The following is a 22,698-nucleotide window of genomic DNA, read 5'->3' as shown; positions in this document are numbered from 1 at the left end:
GCTGAACGCGGCTTCGGGGAACAATGAGGACGCCTCGTTGTTCCCCGAAGCCGGTGAAGGAATACAAGTTGACTATGCAGTTCCCTGCCCCTGGACACGTAATCGACACCGAGGTGCGGCTCAAGGCTCAGCGCGTCCTCAAGGCCATGTCCACCGATGCCCTCAAGGTGTGGGAGGAGGCCATGGAAGAGGTCAAGGAGGATGCCCTGGGCGAAGGTGTCGTGCTGTCCACTCAGGCATTCAAGGGGAAGTTCGACGCTGACGATGAAGTCTGGCTCGGCCCGAGGGAGCTGAACCTGGACAGGTACATGTGTGAAGAGGGCCTGGGCGTGCTAACGATGATCGAGTACGCCATCGCCGGAACCGTCACCCGGTGCGAAGTGATCACGTGTCGTCAGTTCGGTGACGTGGTCCACCGCATGGTGATCGGGGAAATCGTAGTGGGCGGCATACTAACCAATTCAACGCGTCCGGCGCTCCCCTAAGGGCATGCGGGCTGGTTCAGCCTCGTGGAACGGCCCGGACCGCGGTCACGATGACGACTCCGGGCAACACGAGCGCGGCCTCGCCGAGCGTGTACACCAGCCACGGAGGCATCGCCGTCCAGTGATCGTACGAGACTCCGACTGCGCATCCGGCCGCTACTGCAAGGACGCCGCCTACCGCCACGGTGGTTCTGGATGCCACGCGTACCCGGCCATTGAGAAGGATTTCGTCGCGCCAGTGTGTAGACCACTCAGCCGTCGTCGTCACTCCCGGTGGCGGTGGACTGGGTACTACGGGTACTGCGGGAAGGGGCTTCCACCAGAAGAAGAGAACAGCGGCCATGAGGGCGACGCCGCTGCCCCAGACCATTGCGGTTGACCATCCAGCAGCGCGTTGATGGAGAACGGAGTTCTTGAAGGCGTCCGAGGAGACGATGAGCATCAGAGACGAGAACTGCGCCGAGAACTGGATCAGCCCGCGGAAGAAGATGACTTCGCCGTGCTTGTTGCGGTCATAGGCTGGCAGCAGCCAGGCAAGCGCGATGATCACCACGACGGCGTCGGCCGCGAGGATAGCGCCGGAGAATAACTGCTCCGTGACGGCGCGGATGCACACCAGTTCCCCGGATGTGAGCGCGTACAGGTACGACGCCGTCGCCAGGCCGACAAAACAGGGGAGGAGAAGTTTCAGGCCGCGAGAGGCGTGCCCGTCCCCATCGACTGCATTTCTCTGACCGATGACGGTGACCAAGCCGGCGAAAACGAAGCCCGCCATGATCCCGCAGAAGGCACTCATCGATGCCGCAGAGGCTATAGAGCTCCAGTCGATTCCTCCGACGCCACTTTCGCAGGTGTCGGGCGTGAAGTCGGCTTGCTTCACAAGTGATGTCATAGCCGCTGATGATGACAGCCCAACTCCGGCCGCACGCTTGGGCCATTGGGATCGTTACGTGCCGCTGGGAGCACAGAGGAGCGCACAGACGGCGCGCGGGGGCTGACCGCGCCGTATGCCTCGCATCAGGCCTCCTCCGCGTAGACAGGCGGACCGTGCATGGTTCCGCTGGAGCCATGAGTGGAGGCAGGTTCCCGACCGCTCGTCCCATGAGACCACTCAGACGAGCTACGCCAGCGACCACAACTCGCCGTCACAGACATGTAATCTATGGATCGTCGCAGTTCAGAGTCGGTATCCGAGCTCCTGCGGTCGGTAATGTCGAGTACAAGAAGGGCTCCGACAGCGGCGTCGTGTCGCAGGCCGTTTCCTACCTGTCGTGGCTGGACTCGGCACGTCATGAGTTCGAGGCGCTGGTGAAGGAGAAGCTGGGCGCCGAGGCGGCCGAGGCAATCGACTGGCGGAACCCGCGGATGGTCTGCATCGCGGCCGGCTTCTCGCACCACGACCGGGTAGCGGTGCACCGTCTCTACGAGCGGATCGACCTGGTGCGGTATCGCTCCTTCGACGGCGGGCTGCTGAGCCTGTTGTTGATCGAGTCCGTACCTGGTTCTCCCCGGCCCGCTCCGACCCGGCGGCAGCGCCGGGAGCGGATGGAGGCAGCCGGTAGCGGCGGCGTCTGCGGGAAGCCGTCGGTCCAGGCGAACCCGAGCGCGCCCCCTGCTTGCCTGCAAGACCTGTACGGAGAGTTGGACGAGATGCTGACGGCTTGGGGCGAGGTCGAGGTGGCTGCGCTCAGGCACTACATCGCCTACCGGCGGATGGTGAACCTCGCCTCGGTGGTCTTCCGTCCGAAGCGCGAGCTGATCTTGGTCTATCTCCGGATCGCCCCGGACACGATCTCGCTGGAGGAGGGCTTCTCACGCGACATGCGTGGCATCGGGCACCACGGGACAGGCGACGTGGAGGTACGCATCTCCTCGGCTGCCGAGTTGGAGAAGGCAGGTCCCCTGATCCGACGGGCATTCGCAGCCTGACCCATGCGTCGGCGGGAACCACAGCTTGGACCAAGAGGTCGGCCCTAGCTGCCACGGTTCACTCCCGCGTCGGCGGGAACCACGACTACGACGGACCCCGTGCGGTGCACACGGTCGGTTCGCCCCCGGATCGGCTGGAACCACGTGTACACGCGCAGTTCGCCGTCCTGCCCGATCGGCTCACCCTCGTCGGCGGGGAACACGACCTCCCACGTTCAGGACGGCGCCCTTCAGCGGTTCACCCCTGCGTCGGCGCGGAGCACGCGAGCTACCTTCTGAGGTACATCGCTCAGTTTGGATCACTCCCGCGCCAGCAGGGACCACCGGCCGCACCTCGTGGCCGCGGACCTCATAAACGGTTCACCCCCACGTCGGCAGGGACCACGTCGTAGGCACCTCACCCGTCCGGTGATTCGTCGGTTCACCCCCGCATCGGCGGGGACCACTGCATCGAAGGCCGCATCGCATTCGCCGCCCTCGGCTCACCCTCGCGCCGGCGGGGACCACGTCACGGCGACCCGGGACTCGGTCCTGATCAATGGTTCACCCCCGCGTCGGCGGAGGCAACTTTGCGGTCGTGGCACGCGCGACCTTCCACATCGGTTCCCCCCGTCGGCGAAGACCACGGCGTGATTGAACAGTTGACCACGGTCGTGGGCGGATCACCCCCGCGTCGGCGGAGACCATTCCAGCTCCAGGATGCGGTCGGTGACGCACTTCGGTTCACCCCCGCGTCTGCGGAACCACCCGTTGACGTCCGCGAGCTTCTTGGAGATCTCCGGCTCCCCTGCGTCGGCGGGGACCACCAGGCGGCGCTCAACACTCAGGCGGACATCGACGGTTCACTCCCGTGGCGGCGGAGACCACCATCGTGCCCATCCCATCACTGTTGGCTACGGCGGCTCACCCCTGCGTCGGCGGGGACCACGCGACGTACGTCTCGCCGAGGCGAGGGACGTTCGGCTCACCCCCGCTTCGGCGGGGACCACTCAGTCGTGATGGCGTACACCAACCTCCAGATCGGCTCACCCCCCGCTTCGGCGGGGACCACGTGAAGTGCACGGCTTCGATCTCGACGGGCTTCGGCTCACCCCCGCGTCGGCAGGGAGCACCCGACCTTCCAGGCATCCCAGACCCGGTCCGCCGGTTCACCCCCGCGTCGGCGGGGACGACCCGAACGAGTCGCAGTTCCTGGAGACGAACAACGGTTCACCCCCGCCTCGGCGGGGACCACATCGGCGTCGACGTCGGCGAGGGCACCGTGAACGGTTCACCCCCGCGTCGGCGGGGACCACAGGCTGGCCTTACGGAGCATCTCGCCCCAGTCCGGCTCACCCCCGCGTCGGCGGGAAGCACTCCGAGGCCCGGGTGCGGCGGATCTCTTCCTTCGGCTCACCCCTCGTCGGCGGGGACCACGTCTGGGGCTCAGCCAAGAATCAGACGGATGGCGGTTCACCCCCGCGTCGACGGGCAGCACAACCTTCCCTGCCGAGATCCCTGTGGTGGAAGGGGATCACCTCACGTCTGCAGGGACCACATCGTCGTCCGGTTCGGCGGGTGGATGCCTGCCGGTTCACCCCCACATCAGCGAATCACGTCGCGACAACCATAGCCGCGTACTCACTGGCGGATTGCTCCCGCGTCGGCGGGAACCACGCGTCGACCTCCACGGTCTCGGCGTGACGGATCGGCTCACCCCCGCGACGGCGGGGACCACGTCTGCACGACCGCCATCGCCTCCGACTTCGACGGTCCACCCCCGCGTCGGCGAGTACCACGCGTCCAGCAGCCAGTTGCCGAGCTTGGCCGTCGGTTCACCCCCGCGTCGGCGAGTACCACCCTGACTGGTAACGGCAGGCGGGGACAGCTCACGGTTCACCCCCTCGTCGGCGTGGACCACATGGAGGCAAGATCCACCGGCACGTCGGGGACCGGTTCACCCCCGCGTCGGCGGGGACCACCACAACCCGGGCAACTTCCCGATGCATGACCACGGTTCACCCCCGCGTCGGCGGGGACCACTGCCTGACCGTGAAGCCCTGCTGCTCAAGTTCCGGTTCACCCCCGCGTCGGCGAGGACCACATGTGCGTGGCCTCGATCGATCCCGCTGCGATCGGTTCACCCCCGCGTCGGCGGGGACCACGCCACGTACGTCTCGCCGAGGCGAGGGACGTTCGGCTCACCCCCGCGTCGGCGGGGACCACTGAGTCGTGATGGCGTACACCAACCTCCAGATCGGCTCACCCCCCGCGCGTCGGCGGGGACCACCGTACTGGCGGGAGCGGCGCGGCCTCACCCAACGGCTGACCCCCGCGTCGGCGGGGACCACGCGAACACCTTCGTCATCCGGTACGAGCAAGACGGCTCACCCCCGCGGCGGCGGGGACCACTCGTGCCGGTTGTGCAGATGCTCGGCCAGTTCCGGTTCACCCCCGCGTCGGCGGGGACCACGACGGGCGGGGGCCGTCGTCGGTCGGGACGATCGGTTCACCCCCGCGTCGGCGGGGACCACTCGGTGTCCCACTCGACGCCGCCGATCTCCCACGGTTCACCCCCGCATCGGCGGGGACCACGACGAGAAGTCGTTGCGCGGCGCCCTCCTGCTCGGCTCACCCCCGCGTCGGCGGGGACCACGTGATCCGCTCGACCTTGCTGTTCGCGTCGTGCGGCTCACCCCCGCGTCGGCGGGGACCACGAGTCCGCTCTCGCCAGTTGCACACTGGTGGCCGGTTCGCGCCCGCGTCGGCGGGAACCACGCCCTGTGGCGGATGGTACCGACCTCCAGCCGTAGAACACCCTGGCGCCTGCGCAACCTACAAGTCCGCCTGCTCGCCAACGAGTTGGGCAACCGGAACACCCTCTCGTCGGCAGAGACCACTCCTGAGTCCCCTTGACGTAGCTAAGGGCGTTCGGTTCACTCTCGCGTCAGCGGGGAGCACAGCAGGCTCTGCAACTGGTCGGTGCTCAGCGTAGGTTCACCTCCACGCCAGCGGGACCACTCGATCTCGTCTGGGCTCCTGCCCAGCCCGTGCGGATCACCCCCGCGTCGGCGGGGAGCACTACCCGATATGGGAGTGCGGCGTCACCTACCGCGGTTCACCCTCGCATCGGCGGGGACCACTAGAAGCCGACGTTGGTGCCCAGGACGGGGGTCGGTTCATCCCCACGTCGGCCGAGAGCACGCACCCCGTACGAACGTCACCGTCCGCCTCGACGGCTCACCCCCGCGTCGACAGGGACCACACGCCATCTAGTACGAAGTGCCCGGAACCGGACGGCTCATCCCCGCCTCGGCGGGGACCACACCACCGGCCAGCCGGGCAAGGCCCGCGGCTTCGGCTCACCCCCGCGTCGGCGGGCAGGACGGATCGCCGGGGCGACCTAGCTTCCATTTCATTGGATCACCCCCGCGTCGCGGGGACACGAGCCCAACTCGTAGATCAGCACCCCCTGTTACGGATCACCACTGCGCTGGCGGGGACCACCCCGGCGCCGGCATAACCCACCACTGCGACGGCGGATCACCCTCGCGTCGGCGGGTACCACCCCGGCGGCTCTCTCATCGCGGCCACAACCCACGGTTCACCCCCGCGTCGGCGGAGACCACGTCCAGACCGTCGCCACCCGCTCGCGCTCGGCCGGTTCACCCCCGCGTCGGCAGGGAGCACGTGCGCGCTTCCTTCCGTACGGCCGCCGTCTTTGGTTCACCCCCGCGTCGGCGGGGACCACCGGGGGACCGGTGTGGTGTCACCGAGGTAGGACGGCTCACCCCCGCGTCGGCGGGGACCACCGGATGACGTGGTGGTAGAAGCCTTCGAACGGCGGCTCACCCCCGCGTCGGCGGGGACCACGAGGAGCCGTGACTCACCGACGCTTCGTGCACCGACTCGCCCCCGCGTCGGCGGGGACCACGCGGAAGAGCGACTGAAGGCGGAGTACGACGTCGACTCACCCCGCGTCGGCGGGGACCACAGATTAAACCCGGACGGCGCCTTCGCACCCTTCGGCTCACCCCCGCATCGGCGTGGGTGCCCGGCCCACTGGTACGGCAGCCCGTTCTGGGTCGGCTCACCCCGCGTCGGCAGGGACCACTCGTTGTCGAGGGCGCAGTCGAAGCACGCCTTCGGCTCACCCCCGCGTCGGCGGGGACCACGGCCGGGAAGTCTCGTTGGTTGCCCGCGGCTACTTCGACCTCGCACTCCGCTACGGGCGCCAGCCCGCCCAACCGGCCAGCTGAAGCGCCGGGTCGGAGCGGGAAAAGCTGTCTCGTTGCGGGACCCGATGGGACGACACTGTGCCGGTGAAACTGTTCGATCCGGGCTTTGGGCCCGAAGAGGTGCTCGTGCATCCGCGGCAGCAAGCCGCACAGGCGGACCTGGTTCCGTTGATCGAGCGCGTACGGACCTGCCGCAGCCCGCAGGACGGCTACGAGCTGCAACAGGACCTGCTGCGGCACATCCGCGCGGTGGAGAGCGACCGCAACGCCTTCAGCCGGGCGGTCAAGCGCATGCGCGACGGCAAGGCGCCTCAGGTCGGTGCGCCCGAACCGCAGTCGGGGCTGGACCGGTCCGACATCGAGACGTGGATCCTTGAGCGCGAGCTGTGTGAGCGCGTGGGGCGGCAGTTCCGCTCGGTCGGTGACGCGCTCGTCTGGCGGGCCTTCAACCGCGACCGCCGGTACATCCTGGCCCTGTGCCGAAACCCGCCGCCCGGAATCATGGAGGGCAAGGTCGGCCTGGAGGCGGAGCTGGAGACCGTGGAGAGGCACTGGCGCGACGACGGCCGGTTCGCTCTCATGCACGACCTGACCAACTGCCTGCGGATCGGCGACATCACCGTCTGGCAGGACGACGGACCGCACACCTACGAGATCAAGACCAAGGACAGGTACCGCAGCCGCGCCCAGGAGCAGCGGATCGAGACCGCGTACGAGGCAATCCGCACCGGATCCGCGTTGCCCGGAGACAACCCCGACGAGCGGCTCCACGACATCGACACCCCGCTGCGGACGCACATGGAGCTCCTGCAGACCGCGACCCAACGCGCCGCCACGGACGGGACCTTCGCCGCAAAGGTGCCCGGCAGCCGTGCCCTGATCGCCGTCGACCTGCACGGCGTAATCAGCCAGGGGTGGACGCGGGAGGAGTTCGGACAACGGCTCGCCCGCCAATGGAACGCCGCTCGGCGCCGCGCACGCATCGGGGACCAGCTCGACTTGAACATGCACGCCAGGTCTCTGGACAGCGTCTCCCGCGACCCGCTGCGCGTTCCGTGGGGCATCTACCCCATCCACCCTGTTGCCGCGGCGCGTCTGATCGGCGACGTCATGACCCTCACAGTGGAGACCTCTGGCCCGTCCCTGGCCGCAGACCTGACGGCCCGGGGGATCCCGGCGCAATGGGTGCGCCCACCGGGAACCGGCGAACTGGTGGCCGGCGAGGTCGTCATGGAGATGCACAGCCAGGCCGAATGGCGTGCCTCCAACGGACTCACCGCCACGCTGTCCCGGACGCTCCAGGTGAGGCCCTCGGAAATGGACCGCTACCTCATCGAACTGATGGACCAGGACTGCTGGGCAGCAGGCATCCGGCACCTGTTGCTATCCCCGGACACCTCCGACCGGCCGTGGCCCGTCTTCCGCGACGAAGGCCAGACCTGGCTGTGACAACCCACCGGCCCGGCCCGCTGGAACACCGGTGCCGGGCCCGCCACAGAGGACGCCCTACGACTTGCCTTACAAGGTGCCCTACGGCGGTGCACCCCCGCGTCGGCAGGGACCACGCCGCGTTCCCCCGGCCGGCAGGCAACGGCGTCGCCCCCGTCGGCGGCGGCGGGGACCACTCCAACACCGCCCGCTCGATGTCCTCGAAACGCGGCTCACCCCCGCGTCGGCGGGGACCGCCCCGGGGCCAGCTGGCTCGGCGAGTACCCGATCGGTTCACCCCTGCGTCGGCAGGGACCACGCCTTGCCGATCGCCTAGTGCGTGCGCCGTTCCGGTTCGCCCCCGCGTCGGCGGGGACCACCGCTGGTCGGGCTGGGGCTCGGTTCCCGAGATCGGCTCACCCCCGCGTCGGCGGGGACCACGGGGCTGATATCAGCAGTCCCGGACACGCTCACGGTTCACCCCCGCGTCGGCGGGGACCACATATCTGCGCGAGTAGCTGGCCCCGTTGGGAACGGCTCACCCCCGCGTCAGCGGGGACCACCTGGTGCTCAGCGTGGCGGTCGGCGTGCCCTTCGGTTCACCCCCGCGTCGGCGTGGGTCACGGGCGACTCGCCCGCTCGGTCCACTCCGACCGCGGTTCACCCTCGCGTCGGCGGGGACCCCTAGTTCCCCTGCGTCCGCATCGAGACGTTCTGCGGTTCACCCCGGCGTCGGCGGGGACCACATCGAGTCGGCAACCGTGGTCATGGCGCAGAACGGTTCACCCGCGTCGGCGGGGACCACCGCGTTGTCGACGTCGGCCCCGCCGGCGACTTCGGCTCACCCCCGCGTCGGCGGGGACCACTCTGACAACAACGGTTACCTCAACGGGAGTTGCGGCTCACCCCCGCGTCGGCGGGGACCACTGGGCCCCCAGGCCGTCCCCCTCGGTGGGGATCGGTTCACCCTCGCGTCGGCGGAGACCACTTCAGCTTCCGCATGCCAGTGTCCTTGACGTACGGATCACCCCCGCGCCGGCTGGGACCACCATTGGGCAACGGGCCAGGGCGCCCCCTCCTCCGGCTCTCCCCCGCGTCGGCAGGGACCACCGCTCCAGGGCCTGGCACAACAGCACGTACAGCGGTTCACCCCGCGTCGGCGGGGACCACGCCTCGACGAGGGACTCGGCCGCCTCGTACAGCGGTTCACCCCCGCATCGGCGGGAACCACGCGGCCCCGGACGGCGCCGTGACGGTGATGGACGGTTCACCCCCGCATCGGCGGGGACCACTGCTGCGTGTACTGCTCGCTCGGCCCGATCGGCGGTTCACCCCCACGTCGGCGGGGACCACCAGATGCGCGAGATCCTCGGCGAACCGCAACTCGGTTCACCGTCGCGTCGGCGGGGACCACAACACGAGCCGGGACGTCCGTCTTCCGGCCACCGGTTCACCCCCGCGCCGGCGGGGACCACGGCGTGGCCGGCCCATTCCTGTTCTGGCCCACCGGCTCACCCCCGCGTCGGCGAGGACCACGCACTTCACGGACGGCGACCGGACGTTTTTACCGGTTCACCCCCGCGTCGGCGGGGACCACGGCCATCTGGTCGCGCATCTTGTTGACTACGTCGGCTCACCTCCGCGTCGGCGGGGACCACACCCGCCAGTTCCAGACCGAGGACTGTGGAGACGGTTCACCCCCGCGTCGGCAGGGACCACCACTGGCCCAAGTCGTACTGCACGTTCTGCTGTGGTTCACCCCCGCGTCGGCGGAGACCACTACGCGTGAAGCCAGCACTGCCTGCACTGCCCCGGTTCACCCCCGCGTCGGCTGGGACCACAGCAACCAGTTCGTCCGCTACACGGTGAAGGTCGGTTCACCCCCGTGTCGGCGGGACCGCCTCACCTCCCCGTCCCGCGTGTACTCGCCGGACGGCTCACCCCCGCGTCGGCGGGGACCACCGGTCCATGATGCCCTGGACGTACTGCCAGGACGGCTCACCCCCGCGTCAGCGGGGACCAGGACGTGAAGGCGTTGGCGAGCAGCTCACCCCCGCGTCGGCGAGGACCACGCCATCGGTACCTTCCACCTTCCTCCCGGCGACGGTTCACTCCCGCGTCGGCGGGGAGCACTACGGCATCTACCCCATCCCATACAACAAGGATGGATCACCCCTGCGTCGGCGGGGACACATGCATACTTCCATCCAAGAAGATCATCCGGTCACACAGTAGGTCTCGCGGGGGCAATACTGAGCAATCCGCAACCATATGCCTTACCGCGCCCTATTCCCTCTTCCACGCATTGACGTAGCAGATGAGGATCGTCGACGAGTGCGTTCCCCTCGAATCGCGTTCGATGGTTATGGATCCGTTGCTTGCCTTTTACGCCGCCGGCCGCCTCCAACCGCGTGGCATGAACACTGTCCAGCTTCAGTCCGGATTTTTCGGCTTGCCTCTGCCACCAGTCTTCTGCGGCTGGACCCGTCAAGGCCACGATGGGTTTGAGTCCGTACAATTCTTGGGTGGTTTTCCTTGGCTTGCGGATGGCGCTGGCATCGATGCGGTAGCGGATCGGCAGCCCTGGGCGTAGGGCATCCAGTAGCGGCGTGAGGGGCCTGCTGTCTCCGTGCCCGTACTCGGAAGGAAGCTTGTCCAGATCCGGGCGGGTTCGACTTTGGAGAAGCAGGTAAGTGCCTGCAGTGGTTTCCTCCGCCCGGAAGAGGATGCCGAGTTGCCTGCGCGCCTGATCGCCTAGACCGTCCGGGAAAAGCGTCATGACACGGCGGTGCAGTTCCACAGCGTTGCGGAAGTCTCGGCGTGCTTCGCGACTGCGGGGGTCGGGGACGATACGTGTCAGCCAGAGGGGCGTCATGGTCCATCCCGGTGGGTCGTGTGGGGTTGAGGGGCGTCTCCGGTTGTCGGCAAGCCCGTCTGCGCGGCAGCCCCGTCGTTGATCATTTCGGGTGTGAGCGGGACATGGCTGATGTGCACTGCCCTGGGCGCGTAGGAGCGTTGTTGTGGGCCGAAAGAGAGCGGGTGGTCGTGGCGTAGTTCGACGTCCAGCGCCAGGGGGTCGGCGTCAACGATTGTGCGCAGCCATGTACCCGGGGCTTCTTGCGGCCTGGTGCGTTCTTGAAAATGCGGGGTGGCCTGGTTTTCGAGCCAAGGATGTGTGCGCAGTGCGTCGCCGAGTGTTTTCCCGGTGATGGGGTGGCGCTCTTCGGGAAATCCGTTGCTGGGAATGGGGCGTGAGGGGACGAATGCCTTTCGGCCGAAATACAGGGGCCAGCGAGGTCGCATGAGGGCGTCGAGCATCTGGTGCAGTAGTTGCGTATCGTCTGTTTCGAGGCCGACGAGGAAGAGTGCGTCGGCGAGATAGAATCTTCTGGTTGTTGCCGTCCTGTGGTTCTTTCCTTCGGTGTTCGGAACGTTTTGGACGGTGTGGAAATCGTCTTCTACGACGCCTTCTCGGTCGACGCGTACGCCCATTCGCAGGTCGGCCAATGTTTTGATCTTATCGTCGGCGTCGCGGGGTATGCCGAGGGCTGCCGCGAGCAGGCCGGTGACACCCGATTTCGTGGGTTCGGTTGCCGTGTCGCGGCTGGCGAAGTGTGATCTGGTGCCCCAGGACTGCATGGGTGCGTCGAAGCACATGAGCAAAGTGGCCACTGTGATCAGCCCTTGGTGGCCGTCAGGAGGCGGGAGACGAAGTCGTCGAGCGTGGGGGCGATTTCCTGGTCGGCGACGTCCGAGAGGTCATGGTCCACCGAGGCCATGGTGATGTTGCGCAGCTGGGTGTCTCCGTAGAAGCTGCGGAGCTGCTGGAAGTGGTCGACGAGGCGCTGGGTTGAGGCGGCCATGAGATCGGGTACGTCGGTGACGGGGCTGAGGAAGGCATTGGCCAGGTTCCAGGCGCCGGTTTCGCGGACGACTCCGATGAGGGTCTGGGGCATGGTGCGGGCAGCCATGGAGTTCTGCTTGCCGCCGGGTACCGCGTGGATGAAGGAGTGCAGCCATGCGCGGGCGCTGCGGGCGGCGAGGTCGGGATCGTCCGGCAGGTTTGTGGCCAGCTGGCTGAGGTCGAGGTTGGCGTACCGGTAAAAGCAGGCGGCGTTGAAGTCGACGGTGCCGATCATGTCTGCGCCGGGTTCGGCGTCGGGCCTGAGGTCGTCGAGAGCTGTGTAGTAGTCGAATTCGTTGACGACGGCGTGGGTGGAGAGGGCGTGGGCGACCTGGGAGGCGGCGTTGACGTTGAAGTCGGTGTTGTCGGCGATCATGCGGCCGAACATGGCGATGTCGGCGGCCCGGGTGCCGTCGAGAATGCGCTTGGCTTCCTCCTGGTTCTGTTTGGTGGGCTTTTTCGCGGCCACCTTCGCGGTGGTGGTTTTGCGTGGTGTCTTTTCCTGCTCCTGCTTCTGCTTGCGCTTCTTCGCCTCGGCCACGGTCGTGGCCAGCTCGTCCCAGCGTTGGTCGCAGTAGTCGGCCAGTAGCTGTTGGGCGGGCTTCCCCACGTACAGCAGGTATTTGGTCAGGCCGGTCGCGGCGTGCGCGGCGAATCCGAGTGCTTCCAGACCGGCTTGGCAGATCTCGGAAGCCTGTTCTGCGTCTCGGCCTCGCGCGGACAGAATGCCGGCTGCGGCATCTCGCAGGCGTTTGGTGCGGACTCCCAGCTCGGCTGGGTCGAGACCGTGTTCGGCGAACAGATTGCGTGCCGCGCGTTTGAGGGACTGGCTGGAGATCCTCGCGCGGGTGTAGCCGCCGAAGCGTGCGGTCTTGGGCTGTCCGAGGTCGTCTCGGTTGAGGTTGCTGACCGGGAAGGACTGCAACAGGTGAAGTTCGATGAGCATGACGGTCCTTCGGGTCAGGCGGTGGGTTCTTCGGGGCCGGTTTCGGGCTCGTCCTCTGTGGCGGCGCCGTCGGGGCGGCCGGCCCGGTGGTAGTCACGGGCCCAGGTCAGGCGGATGCGTTGGCGGCGCTGGGTGTTTCGGCCGTACGGGTCGTCGGTGAGCAGTTCGACCAGCTCGTCGAGGAGTCGGTAGTAGTCAAGCGGGACGGCCGCGGTGCTCAGGAGCTGCACGCACTGGCGCAGGTAGTGAGGCAGGGATGGGCCCTCCACGGACACCAGTTGGGTGAAGCGCCGTCGCACGGAGTCGCCGCGATCGTGGGCGAGTATTCCCATGGCGGTACCGATGGAGGCGCGGTGGTGGCGTTTTTCGAGCCGCGGTTGGGGGTGCAGGGCGAACAGGCCGGCGACGAGCAGCCAGACGTGCTGTTCGGCTTCGGGCGGGTCGAAGTCAAAGACGGTCTCGTACGCGTCGGCTTCCTGACGTGGGCCGGCGAAGCAACGGCGCAGTCGTGCCATGACACGGCGGGCTTCGGCCACGGCGTGCCGGTTGTCGGAGGAGATGGTGCGGTGCAGCCCGTAGAGGTGGGTGACGAAGTCACCGCGGCGCTGGCGGACGCTGTCCCGCTGGCTGGCGGTGTCATTGTGGGCGGTCGTCATGCGTCTCCCTGGTCAGGTGCGCTGTATCGGGCGAGTCCGCCGCGGAAGATGCGGTGCAGCTGGTACTTCGCGCGTTGGAAATCGTCGAAGTGGGCACTCGCTGTCAGCAAAGAGCGGTCTCGCCGGGGGGCGCCTTCCAGCCACTGCCAGGCCGCCTTGTCGGCGAGTTCCACGACGGCGGTGCCCCACCGTTCGGCCGGTTCGGTCTCATCGGTTGCGTACCGCACCGCCTCTCCCAGTTCGCGCAGGAAGGTAGCGAAGGGCGCCGTCAGACGTGGCCAGTACAAGATCTCCAGGTCGGTGAGCTTCTTCTCCTGGTCCTTGGTGAGTTCGCTGTGGAAGTCGGCGCTGTACTGGCGTTCCATGAGCTTCAGTCCCGCGCCGAGATCGCTGGCCAGAGACACCGCGTAGCCGATGATGTAGCCCACGCGGGCGCTCTCGGCCCGCAACAGGGCGACGGGCGCGGGAACGGCTTCCTCGTACCAGGCGTAGGTGTCGCCGCCCTGGTCGCCGAGTTGCTGGCCGAAGATGCGCAGGGTGTAGACGGTGTCCTCGGCGATCAGACCGTCTTCGACGAGTTCAGCGATGTGATCCAGTGCAGCGGGTCGCTGTCGCTGGGGCTCCTGGGCGGGCAGTGGTCCTGTGGCGCGCATGCGTCCGCGCCAGGTGTTCCACCAGCGTGGGTCGGAGGACAGCAACAGTTCCTGGCTGTGTCGCCACACGCCGCGCAGTTCATCGAGGCTGACCGGCTTGAAGTTGCCCTGTTTGTTGCCTTTCAGCCAGGGTCGTCGAAAGGCCGCCATGGCCTCCAGGTCGACGAGGTTGCCCTCCATCTGTGTACCGGGCGTGAGCACCACTCCATCGACCAGTGTTGCGCCGGCCTTGTCCGACGTGGACAGCAGAATGCGGCGGGAGGGCCAGGTGAGCAGGTCCGTCCACCCTAGCGGTGGCCGGGCATCGGGCTCGGGGTCCGGCGGTTGCGTCGCTTCCCACACCGGTCGGTCCTGCGCCGTGGTGCGCACAGGGAGTTCTACCTCGGGACTGTAGAGCTGCATGTTCAGCAACAGAGTCTCGTGCAGCGTGGCGCCTTCGACCACAACACAGCCGAATCGGTTGCCCAGACCGCCTTCCGCGCTCCGCTCCGTGCGGTAGGGCTGCTTGGTACCGGAGGTGTCGTAGGCCTGTGTGGTCACTAGCCAGCGGGCCGCCTCCGCCGGCTGCAGCAAGGGGCGTTGATCGGCGGTGGTGTGGTCGAACAGCGTCCGGTTGCTGCCGGTGGCCCGGTACGCCACGAGCTTCGCCGTAGTGGCCGGCGCGTTGTTCAGAGCCGGGCACTGGAAGAAGGGCGTATGCGGATGGAACAGTTCGAAGCGTTCTCCGTACTCGTCCCGGTAGTTCGCCAACTCCGCCTGTGGCAGCCCGCCATCAGCCTGCGCCTGCCACAACTCGACCCAGCGTGCAGCATTCAGGGGCCGGTACACCCGGTGGGCCAGCGCCAACAGCACACGGTGCAACGCCGCGGTCATCGTCGGGGTGGTTCCCGCCAGGCGGCGATAGGCCCCAGCGTTGCTCAAGGCCTCGGCCAGGCCTATCTCTTGACGGCTTCCGTCCAGACACACCACCGGCAGCCACGGCTCGGTGAACAGATTGAACCCCACAGCCTGCTATCCCCTCCCTCAGATTCGTGCAGGTGGCGATTCTGGCAAACGCCACTGACAATCGGGGCGAGGTTCAGCGGAGAAGGATCATCCGGTGGTCAAGTCGGCTGGTTCCACACACAGACCGCGATCGATGCGGTATATGACGCGGACACCGGCCAGCACGATGTGGCCGTCCTCCAGGACGAGCGGACGGTATCGCCTCAGCCAGGGGCTGGCCCGAAACAGCGGTGGCACAGCGACCCGCCGAACGGCATCAACCACTCCAGGATGAATGCCGCCAGCGGCCTCCAACTGCAGTGACGAATCCAGCAGGCCCTGAACCACCTCGCTGCTGCTCGCGTTTGCGGTTGACCGCAAATCCACAGGGGCCCCACCCGCGAGCGGGACGACCAGCGGCGAGTCGGGCAGCCGGCACACGACGACGACGCGCACCGCCGCTCCCGCCTCTTCGTCCGACAGACAGGCCGCGGCCTCGTCGTCGAGTATCACTTCAGCGCCCTTCATCTCGCTGGTAGCTCTCCTGGCGGGTACGGCTGGCCCCGGTCGCCTTCGCGGTCAACTCCCACAGCTGCACATCGTCCCGGGGCTGCGGCAACCGCACAGCCTGCGCATTTTCCTCCTTGCGGGCGATACTCCGCCCCAACTGCCCAGCCGCCTTCACCCACTGGTCCTCCCGCCCCTGCGGGCACTCCAGCGCCTCACCGGGCCCGTAGACCAGGTCGACGAGCTGCTGCACCTCGTGCGGACAGTTCAGCCGAGTACGGTCCCGCAGCAACGCCCAGGTGCGCAACAAGACCGACTCCGCGTACACGTGAGTCGTGTAGGGCGGAAACACGATCCTCTTCCGCTTCTCCTCCACGCCGGTCAGGGCCATCAGCAGGCCGGGCCGGTCACCGCCGCGTCGGTGCCGCTGAATTCGCCCCATTCGCTGAATCAGGCTGTCGATCGGAGCCAGGGCGCTGATCATCACGTCGAAGTCCGCGTCCAAGCCCCCTTCCAGCAACTGGGTACCCACGACGATCGCCCGCAACGGTCGCTCAGCCGTTCCTCGGTCATCCGGTCGCCCGAACTTCGTGCGGATCTGGGTCTCGACGCGTGCCCGATGTGCCTGAAGAAGTTGCCCGTGCAGCAGGAAGACCTCCGGCCGCTCTTCGGGCGGCAGCTGGTCCACACGCTCGACGATCTGCTCGTAGGCGTCGACCGCGTGCCGGACGACGTTGTGGACGACGGCCACGCAGCGGTCCAGACAGGCTTGCTGCACGGCCCACTCGGCACGCTTCTCGAAGTCGACGCGCACCAACTCCACCACCCGGTCGGCGTTCAGCGAGGAAGCCTCCACCTCTACTGTTTCCGCCGCGTGAGTCTCGGTGTCCGCCCACGTCACCCGCGGGTACGCACCGGCATGCAGTTCTGACGGCGATGGCTCATGGGGCATCTCGCCCGACGCGCCCGCGCGCCAGCTTTCCACGAGTGTGTGTTGTCTACGGGCCGGTAGCGTCGCGGACAACAACACGACTGGCACCCTCATTTTCCCCAGCCACCACAGCAGACGGTCCATCAGCGTGGACATGTGGACGTCATAGCCGTGGACTTCGTCAAACACCACAACCTTGCCCGACAGCCCCGACAGACGCACGAAAACATGGCTGGAACGCAAGGCCGCCATCAACGCCTGGTCGACCGTACCCACTCCCAGTGGCGCCAACAGCCCCCGTTTGTGAGCGAACCACTCGGCCGCATCTCCGTCACCGTCACTTCCGCCGTCAACGTCAACACCGACCGGACGTACCGCCTCGGCTGCATCCGCCTCCGCCGGCCGGGCCTTGAGATACTCACCGGCAGTCGAATGCAGCAATCGGACCGGTGGCGCTTCCTGCCCGTGCAGGAGTTGATCCACGACATCGAACGCCTGATTACTAGTGACACGCGACGGCATCGCCACATAAAAACCGCGCAGACCGAAACGACGCACCAGCGTGGCCGCCGCCTGCAAAGCAGCCTTCGTCTTCCCCTCGCCCGTCGGAGCCGCCACCACCACGATCCCCGGACCTCGCATCCGGCTCACCACGTCCTCGACCGCAACCTGGACAGGATGCGGCGTACGCTCCTCGGGAAAAAGCGAGCGGAACCTCGTGTCTTCAGCCGGCCGCCACGGACGCCACGCCAGCCGCTCGACCTTCTTCACCTCAACCTGACGCGCCTGCACCAGATATGAGGCCAAGTCGACGTCCGTGCCGACGTAGTCCTCCTCCGCCCTCGCAGAGGCAATCCAGTCGCTGACCGACGTCAGCCCCGCCAGCCCCACCACCGCCTCCGGGCTCAGACGCACCTCGTGCCAGGGCAGGCCTTCCGGCTCCGGCAATCCCCACAACTCAACAACCCTGCGCACCAGATGATCACACCCTGCAGCCCACCGAGGACCACCGTTGTCCCCCACCGCCTGTCGAGCCTGCTGTACCGACGCCGCTCTCGGGATCACGCCATGGTGCCCGCCCAAGGCCCACGCAATCGAGCGAGCCGCAGCCGGCGCCGCACCCCAGGAACGCAAAATCCGCAACCAGTGCACCACCGTCAGCACCCCGTGATGGCAGTCGGTGCGCGCTCCACTCCCCTTCCACTGCACAAGTCGCCGAATCTGCACCGCGGCCACAGGCCCCATGGACTCCGCAGCAATGTCCTCGCGCAGTCCCTGAAATGTGGGAGAAAACTTACCCAGATCATGCAGCCCGGACAGAACCGACACCCAGCTCGCAGCATCACCCAGCGGGCCGAACGCGTCTACCAACTCTTGCCGACAGTGAGGCCCCAGCAACACGTCCAGCAGCGTCTCAGCCACGACCGCCGTATCAAGTGCATGGCAAATCAGAGGATGCGGAACAGAACCACCGCCCGCCTTCCCCCAAGGTCCGCAAACGTCCAAGCCACCATCGCTCCCAGAATCAGCCACGCGCCCATCCAAACCGACCAACCGCCCTGGCTACTACGAGTTTTGAACTTCCCGAGACACAGAACCCTCCCTTAACCACAGGTCAAATCCCCTTCCGGACCCACTCCACTAGGCTGACAACGCTTGAGCCCGGCACCGCAAGCTCCTTGACAACACAAAGCAACAACGCCACCCCGGCACGAAAACCAGCGCAAGGCCCGACGGACGACGTCCCCCGCTGACGCGGAGGTATTCCGGTGTTCTGCTTCGGCCCAGTCTGCGAGAAGATACGGCTCCCGCCGATGCAAGGGAGTTCCCGTTGCGGGCGCCGAGCGCAACGTGGAAGTTGCGTGGTTCCCGTCAACGCTAGGATGTTCCGCAGCGCCCGTTCGCACTCCCGCCAGCCGGTGGTCCCCGCCAATACGGGGGTGTTCCGTACGCCGCCAGGTGGTGCAGGAGATCGATGTTGTGGTCCCCGCCGACGCAGGGGTGCTCCGGCGAGGATGTTGCCGCGTTTGGCAAGGTATTCGTGGTTCCCGCCGGTACGGGGGTGTTCCGTCCTGGCGGCGACCGAGGCTCCAGGATCCCGGGTGATCCCCGCCGACGCGGGGGTGTTCCGAGGAAGACGGTCTCGGCCGGCAGGCGCAGCTCGTGGTCCCCGCCGAAGCGGGGGTGTTCCGAACCCGCCCGCCGCCGTCGCCACCCGCTTGAAGTGGTCCCCGCCGACGCGGGGGTGATCCGCCTCAGGCCCGGCCCCAGAAAGGCCGGTTCACGTGGTTCCCGCCGACGCGGGGGTGTTCCGATCGCGAAAGCCCAGCGGGATGTGGCGGACGCGTGGTTCCCGCAGACGCGGGGGTGTTCCGTCGTGGAAGAACTCCTGGTGCCCCAGGTAGAAGTGATTCCCGCCGATGCGGGGGTGTTCCGCCACGGTGTACTGGGGCATCGGTGGGCAGGTCGTGGTTCCCGCCGACGCGGGGGTGATCCGCGGCCCTTGTCGACGTCGGCGTAGATGAAGCCGTGGTCCCCGCCGACGCGGGGGTGTTCCGTCCTTGTTGTACGGCAGGGGATAGACCCCGTAGTGGTCCCCGCCGACGCGGGGGTGTTCCGCGAAGTTGGAGAGCAGCAACTCCAACGGCAACGTGGTCCCCGCCGACGCGGGGGTGTTCCGTGCCGTGGCCGGGCGGTACGACGCAGGACCTGGTGGTCCCCGCCGACGCGGGGGTGTTCCGATCAGGCCTGTACCAGCGCGCGTCGTCGGTGCGTGGTCCCCGCCGACGCGGGGGTGTTCCGCCTACCGACTGCGCGCCGCCTCCATGCGGTCCGTGGTCCCCGCCGACGCGGGGGTGTTCCGGCGGGCGCCTCCGACCCGGAGCCGACGCCACCGTGGTCCCCGCCGACGCGGGGGTGTTCCGACATAGCGAAGCCCCGCCGTAGCGGGGCTGGGGTGGTCCCCGCCGACGCGGGAGTGTTCCGCCATCCAGGGCAACGCCACGTCCTACAGCCCAGTGGTCCCCGCCGACGCGGGGGTGTTCCGGAGAAGGAGGGCGAGACCTACACGGTTGAGACGTGGTCCCCGCCGACGCGGGGGTGTTCCGTAGCTGAGGCGTACAGCGCGATGCTCGAATCGGTAGTTCCCGCCGACGCGGGGGTGTTCCTTGGTCGTCGATGCTCGATGAGGCCTCCGAGCGGTGGTTCCCGCTGACGCGGGCTTTCCAACGGCGACGGTGACCATGACGAGGATGCCGACGCGGGAGTGTTCCGCGGCGGAAGCTGACCGCGCGGCCGTGTTCGCGGTGGTTACTGTCGATACGGCGGTGAGTGGTCGAAGCCTCAATGCTCTGACCACTCCACCGCTACGTGGGCCGCGAAGTCGGTGTTGAGATCTCATATTCACTCCTCCGGTCCGGCCAGAACAAAGTCGTCCTGGGTCAGCTCCGCCTGGAGCCTTCGCTCGGCGACCTCGGCGTAGTGCGATGACAGCTCGACCCCCACGAACCGTCGGCCCTCGCGCAGGGCGGCGACGCCCGTGGAGCCGCTGCCGGTGAACGGGTCGAGGACGGTGCCGCCCTCGGGGCAGATCTGAACGAGCTGCTGCATCACTTCGACCGGCTTCTGGGTGATGTGCATCCGGTCCTTGCGGGGCTGGGAGGCGATGAAGTGGCCGGGCAGGTACAGGTCGCGGTCCTTGGCCAGGCTGCCCTTGACGCCCCAGGTGATGAACTCGGACGACTGCTTGAACCCGCCCTTGCGAGGCTGGCTGGCGGGCTTGATCCACGGGATCGTGCCGCTCCAGGTCCAGCCCGCCATCTGAAGGGCGTCGGACGTGGTCGGCTCCTGGCGCCAGTCCGAGAAGACGACGGCGACCGCGTGCTCGGTGGAGGCCCGGTACGCCTCGGTGAGCAGGGCGGTCAGCCAGCTCCGGTAGCTCCGCTGGTCGCGGTTCTCCCCAGGGAAGTTCTGCAGGTCGTGGGCGCTGTTGCTGGTGACGTACTTGGCGCGTGCTGTACGGCCGGTGCGGTCCGAACTCGTGCGTCCGCCGGAGTTGTAGGGCGGGTCGGTGATGACGGCGTTGACGCTCTCGTCCGGGAGGGTCTTGAGCACGGTGAGGGCGTCACCTCGGTGCAGCGTGTAGCTCATGTGCGGGGCCTCTTTCAGCGAACGGCGGGACTTACTCCGCTCCGGACGTCGCTCAACAGCGGTTGTTCGGGGCGGGGTTGCGCCGGACGGTAGCCGCGATTTCCGGCCGCCCCCAACGAACCGATCCCTGCTCCGGGTCCGGCTCCGGGAGCCGTTTGGTGCGGCCGGAATCCCCGTCTACTGTCTCGCCAAGTCACCCGGACGGAGCCCCGCTCCGCCTCTGCTGACCTGTGTTTATCCGTGCCGTCTCGTCCAACAGAGCTGCACGGAAGGCATGTTGCCCCCTGCGTTCCGGAAGCCGTGAGGAGACGGGTGTACCGCCTGAGATTACGAGCGCGGCTGGCTGCCGCGCGTGACCTGAGACCGGCGTCCGGGAGCTACCAACTCCCCTGACCCGGGCCCGCCTTGAGAGGCGGATTCACATCGGCGCGGTGCCGACGGCCTTGCACGAGAAGTCGGCACCGCGCCTCCTACGAACCACAAGGAGCCGCTGCGATGCAGCATGCCCTGATACCCCCGCGTCCCGACCCAGCGTCACTGTCCGGCCGGCATCACCGTCTCGGTGAACGGCGGCGGTGATGAAGAAGACCACCGGGGCCGTCGTCGGTCTCATCGGGTCCGGTTCGCTGCTTCTGACCGTTCCGATCCTCGCCGTCGGTGCCGGAACGGCGTCGGCCTCCTGCTCGACCGGCGGCGCACAGGCTGTGGATGCCTCGGCCGTTGCCGCTCAGGTGAAGGCGATCCTGGACGGCGACACCAAGAAGACCGCCTCCGTGGCGGGACTGGACGATCCGGCCGAGCAGGTGCCCAACGCCAAGACGATCCAGGCCACCGGCGTCGCGATGAACATCCCGGCCCGGGGGCAGATCGTGGCCCTGGCCACCGCGCTCCAGGAGAGCCGCCTGCGCAACCTCACCTACGGCGACCGTGATTCGCTGGGTCTGTTCCAGCAACGTCCGTCGCAGGGCTGGGGCACCGCGAACGAGATCCTCGACCCCGTGCACTCCGCGACCAAGTTCTACGAGGCGCTGGAGAAGGTCTCGGGCTGGCAGTCCCTGTCCATCACCCAGGCCGCCCAGGCAGTACAGAGGTCCGGCTTCCGGGATGCGTACGCCAAGTGGGAGCCCCTGGCCACCGCCTTGCAGCAGGCCATCGCGCCCCTGCTGCCGACGGCCAGCAGCGCGTCACCGAGCCCTTCGCCGTCCGGCGCCGCTGACACCAGCAACAGCACTACGCCCACTACCGCGGGCAGTTGTACGGCCGACGGAGACGGGACCGACTTCGGAACCATCCCGGCCGGCGCGGTGCCCGCCGGCTACAAGATCCCCGCCGACGCCCCGACGAAGGTCCGGACGGCGATCCGCTGGGCACTGGGCCAGCTCAACACCCCATATCAGTGGGGCGGGAGCTGCACCAACTCCCACGGGTCGGACCCCATGGGCCGCTGCGACTGCTCCTCCCTGATGCAGCAGTCGTACAAGGCCGCCGGGCTCACCCTGACCAGGACGACGTACACGCAGGTCAAGGAGGGCGAGGCGGTATCCGTCGACGCTCTTGAGCCGGGTGACCTCGTCTTCACCGAGGGAACGGCACAAGTCCCTGAGCACGTCGGCATGTTCATCGGCCAGGGCCTGATCATCAACGCCCCGCACACCGGTGACGTGGTCCGTATCGCGACCCTCGCGTCCTGGAAGACGCAGATTCTCGCGGCCCGCCGAGTCGCCTGACCGGCGCTTCCCCTCTCCCCTCTTCTTCTCGCACGCCGCTTCGCCCTCGCGGGCTTTGGCGTGCATTGCATCGAACTGGAGTTCTTAATGTTTCTCGCCGACAAGGTCGTCCAGCTCGCCTACGACCCCGGGATCAAACCGAACGAGGGCGGGCTGCCGGGTCTTTCCGTCCTCAAGCAGGT

At 67.6% G+C, this 22,698-nt stretch carries 13 protein-coding genes, 1 pseudogene and 1 CRISPR repeat array; of the genes and pseudogenes, 5 read left to right on the top strand and 9 right to left on the bottom strand.

From position 1 onward, the window contains the following. Nucleotides 1-68 precede the first annotated feature (68 nt). On the top strand, nt 69-485 hold the full coding sequence (locus tag SPR02S_RS51980) for a hypothetical protein (protein WP_158698018.1): 417 nt from the start codon (nt 69-71) through the stop codon (nt 483-485). Nucleotides 486-501: 16 nt separating this feature from the next. Here the strand turns inward: SPR02S_RS51980 and SPR02S_RS51975 are convergent, their stop codons facing one another. After that, on the bottom strand, nt 502-1,377 hold the full coding sequence (locus tag SPR02S_RS51975) for a hypothetical protein (RefSeq protein WP_026151687.1): 876 nt from the start codon (nt 1,375-1,377) through the stop codon (nt 502-504). Between the two features lie 353 nt (nt 1,378-1,730). Between SPR02S_RS51975 and SPR02S_RS51970 the strand changes: the two genes are divergently transcribed. After that, nucleotides 1,731-2,414, top strand: coding sequence for a DUF5655 domain-containing protein (locus tag SPR02S_RS51970; protein ID WP_019064978.1), 684 nt, complete (start codon nt 1,731-1,733; stop codon nt 2,412-2,414). Nucleotides 2,415-6,715: 4,301 nt separating this feature from the next. Then, the gene (locus tag SPR02S_RS51955; protein ID WP_043259092.1) at nt 6,716-8,080 is read left to right on the top strand and encodes a hypothetical protein; all 1,365 of its coding nucleotides are present in this window, start codon (nt 6,716-6,718) and stop codon (nt 8,078-8,080) included. A gap of 2,203 nt (nt 8,081-10,283) precedes the next feature. Here SPR02S_RS51955 and cas6e read toward each other — a convergent pair. From cas6e to SPR02S_RS51920, 8 genes are all read right to left on the bottom strand, one after another. Next, nucleotides 10,284-10,934: a type I-E CRISPR-associated protein Cas6/Cse3/CasE gene (gene cas6e, locus SPR02S_RS61430; RefSeq protein ID WP_078623274.1), complete on the bottom strand. Its 651-nt coding sequence runs from the start codon at nt 10,932-10,934 to the stop codon at nt 10,284-10,286. Continuing rightward, nucleotides 10,931-11,716: a type I-E CRISPR-associated protein Cas5/CasD gene (gene cas5e, locus SPR02S_RS61425; protein ID WP_078623276.1), complete on the bottom strand. Its 786-nt coding sequence runs from the start codon at nt 11,714-11,716 to the stop codon at nt 10,931-10,933. Before cas5e ends, cas6e begins: the two co-directional genes overlap by 4 nt. A 20-nt stretch (nt 11,717-11,736) precedes the next feature. Further along, entirely contained in the window at nt 11,737-12,909 is a 1,173-nt protein-coding gene (cas7e, locus tag SPR02S_RS51945) for a type I-E CRISPR-associated protein Cas7/Cse4/CasC (protein WP_019064973.1), read from the bottom strand. A 14-nt stretch (nt 12,910-12,923) separates the two neighbouring features. Next, complete coding sequence (gene casB / locus SPR02S_RS58380; RefSeq protein ID WP_019064972.1) at nt 12,924-13,565, bottom strand: type I-E CRISPR-associated protein Cse2/CasB; 642 nt, start codon at nt 13,563-13,565, stop codon at nt 12,924-12,926. Then, the gene (gene casA, locus SPR02S_RS51935) at nt 13,562-15,223 is read right to left on the bottom strand and encodes a type I-E CRISPR-associated protein Cse1/CasA (protein WP_019064971.1); all 1,662 of its coding nucleotides are present in this window, start codon (nt 15,221-15,223) and stop codon (nt 13,562-13,564) included. Before casA ends, casB begins: the two co-directional genes overlap by 4 nt. An 87-nt stretch (nt 15,224-15,310) precedes the next feature. Further along, complete coding sequence (locus SPR02S_RS51930) at nt 15,311-15,730, bottom strand: hypothetical protein (RefSeq protein WP_019064970.1); 420 nt, start codon at nt 15,728-15,730, stop codon at nt 15,311-15,313. Next, a complete protein-coding gene (cas3, locus tag SPR02S_RS51925; protein ID WP_245607782.1) occupies nt 15,717-18,173 on the bottom strand; it encodes a CRISPR-associated helicase Cas3' in 2,457 nt (818 codons plus the stop codon). The genes SPR02S_RS51930 and cas3 overlap by 14 nt, the downstream gene beginning before the upstream one ends. Nucleotides 18,174-18,803: 630 nt before the next feature. Continuing rightward, nucleotides 18,804-19,808: a CRISPR direct-repeat array (repeat unit 29 nt; unit sequence GTGGTCCCCGCCGACGCGGGGGTGTTCCG). A 234-nt stretch (nt 19,809-20,042) separates the two neighbouring features. Then, entirely contained in the window at nt 20,043-20,789 is a 747-nt protein-coding gene (locus SPR02S_RS51920) for a DNA-methyltransferase (protein ID WP_019064968.1), read from the bottom strand. Nucleotides 20,790-21,367: 578 nt separating this feature from the next. Between SPR02S_RS51920 and SPR02S_RS51915 the strand changes: the two genes are divergently transcribed. Further along, nucleotides 21,368-22,516 (top strand): C40 family peptidase, encoded by a 1,149-nt coding sequence (locus SPR02S_RS51915; RefSeq protein ID WP_019064967.1) that lies wholly within the window; start codon nt 21,368-21,370, stop codon nt 22,514-22,516. 87 nt (nt 22,517-22,603) lie between these two features. After that, a pseudogene (locus SPR02S_RS66530) lies at nt 22,604-22,698 on the top strand (DUF6112 family protein); the annotation flags it as partial.

It is taken from the genome of Streptomyces prunicolor NBRC 13075 (assembly GCF_000367365.1).
In the GTDB taxonomy this organism is placed as follows: Bacteria; Actinomycetota; Actinomycetes; order Streptomycetales; family Streptomycetaceae; genus Streptomyces; species Streptomyces prunicolor.
Note: the sequence above shows the minus strand (reverse complement) of the source record. Positions and strands in the feature narration are given on the sequence as shown.

What these genes read in the sequence shown, in the direction of transcription:
- cas7e (WP_019064973.1), bottom strand. Translation starts at nt 12,909, where the DNA reads ATGCTCATCGAACTTCACCTGTTGCAGTCCTTCCCGGTCAGCAACCTC.
- casB (WP_019064972.1), bottom strand. Translation starts at nt 13,565, where the DNA reads ATGACGACCGCCCACAATGACACCGCCAGCCAGCGGGACAGCGTCCGC.
- cas5e (WP_078623276.1), bottom strand. Translation starts at nt 11,716, where the DNA reads ATGTGCTTCGACGCACCCATGCAGTCCTGGGGCACCAGATCACACTTC.
- cas6e (WP_078623274.1), bottom strand. Translation starts at nt 10,934, where the DNA reads ATGACGCCCCTCTGGCTGACACGTATCGTCCCCGACCCCCGCAGTCGC.
- SPR02S_RS51930 (WP_019064970.1), bottom strand. Translation starts at nt 15,730, where the DNA reads ATGAAGGGCGCTGAAGTGATACTCGACGACGAGGCCGCGGCCTGTCTG.
- SPR02S_RS51975 (WP_026151687.1), bottom strand. Translation starts at nt 1,377, where the DNA reads ATGACATCACTTGTGAAGCAAGCCGACTTCACGCCCGACACCTGCGAA.
- SPR02S_RS51915 (WP_019064967.1), top strand. Translation starts at nt 21,368, where the DNA reads ATGAAGAAGACCACCGGGGCCGTCGTCGGTCTCATCGGGTCCGGTTCG.
- SPR02S_RS51920 (WP_019064968.1), bottom strand. Translation starts at nt 20,789, where the DNA reads ATGAGCTACACGCTGCACCGAGGTGACGCCCTCACCGTGCTCAAGACC.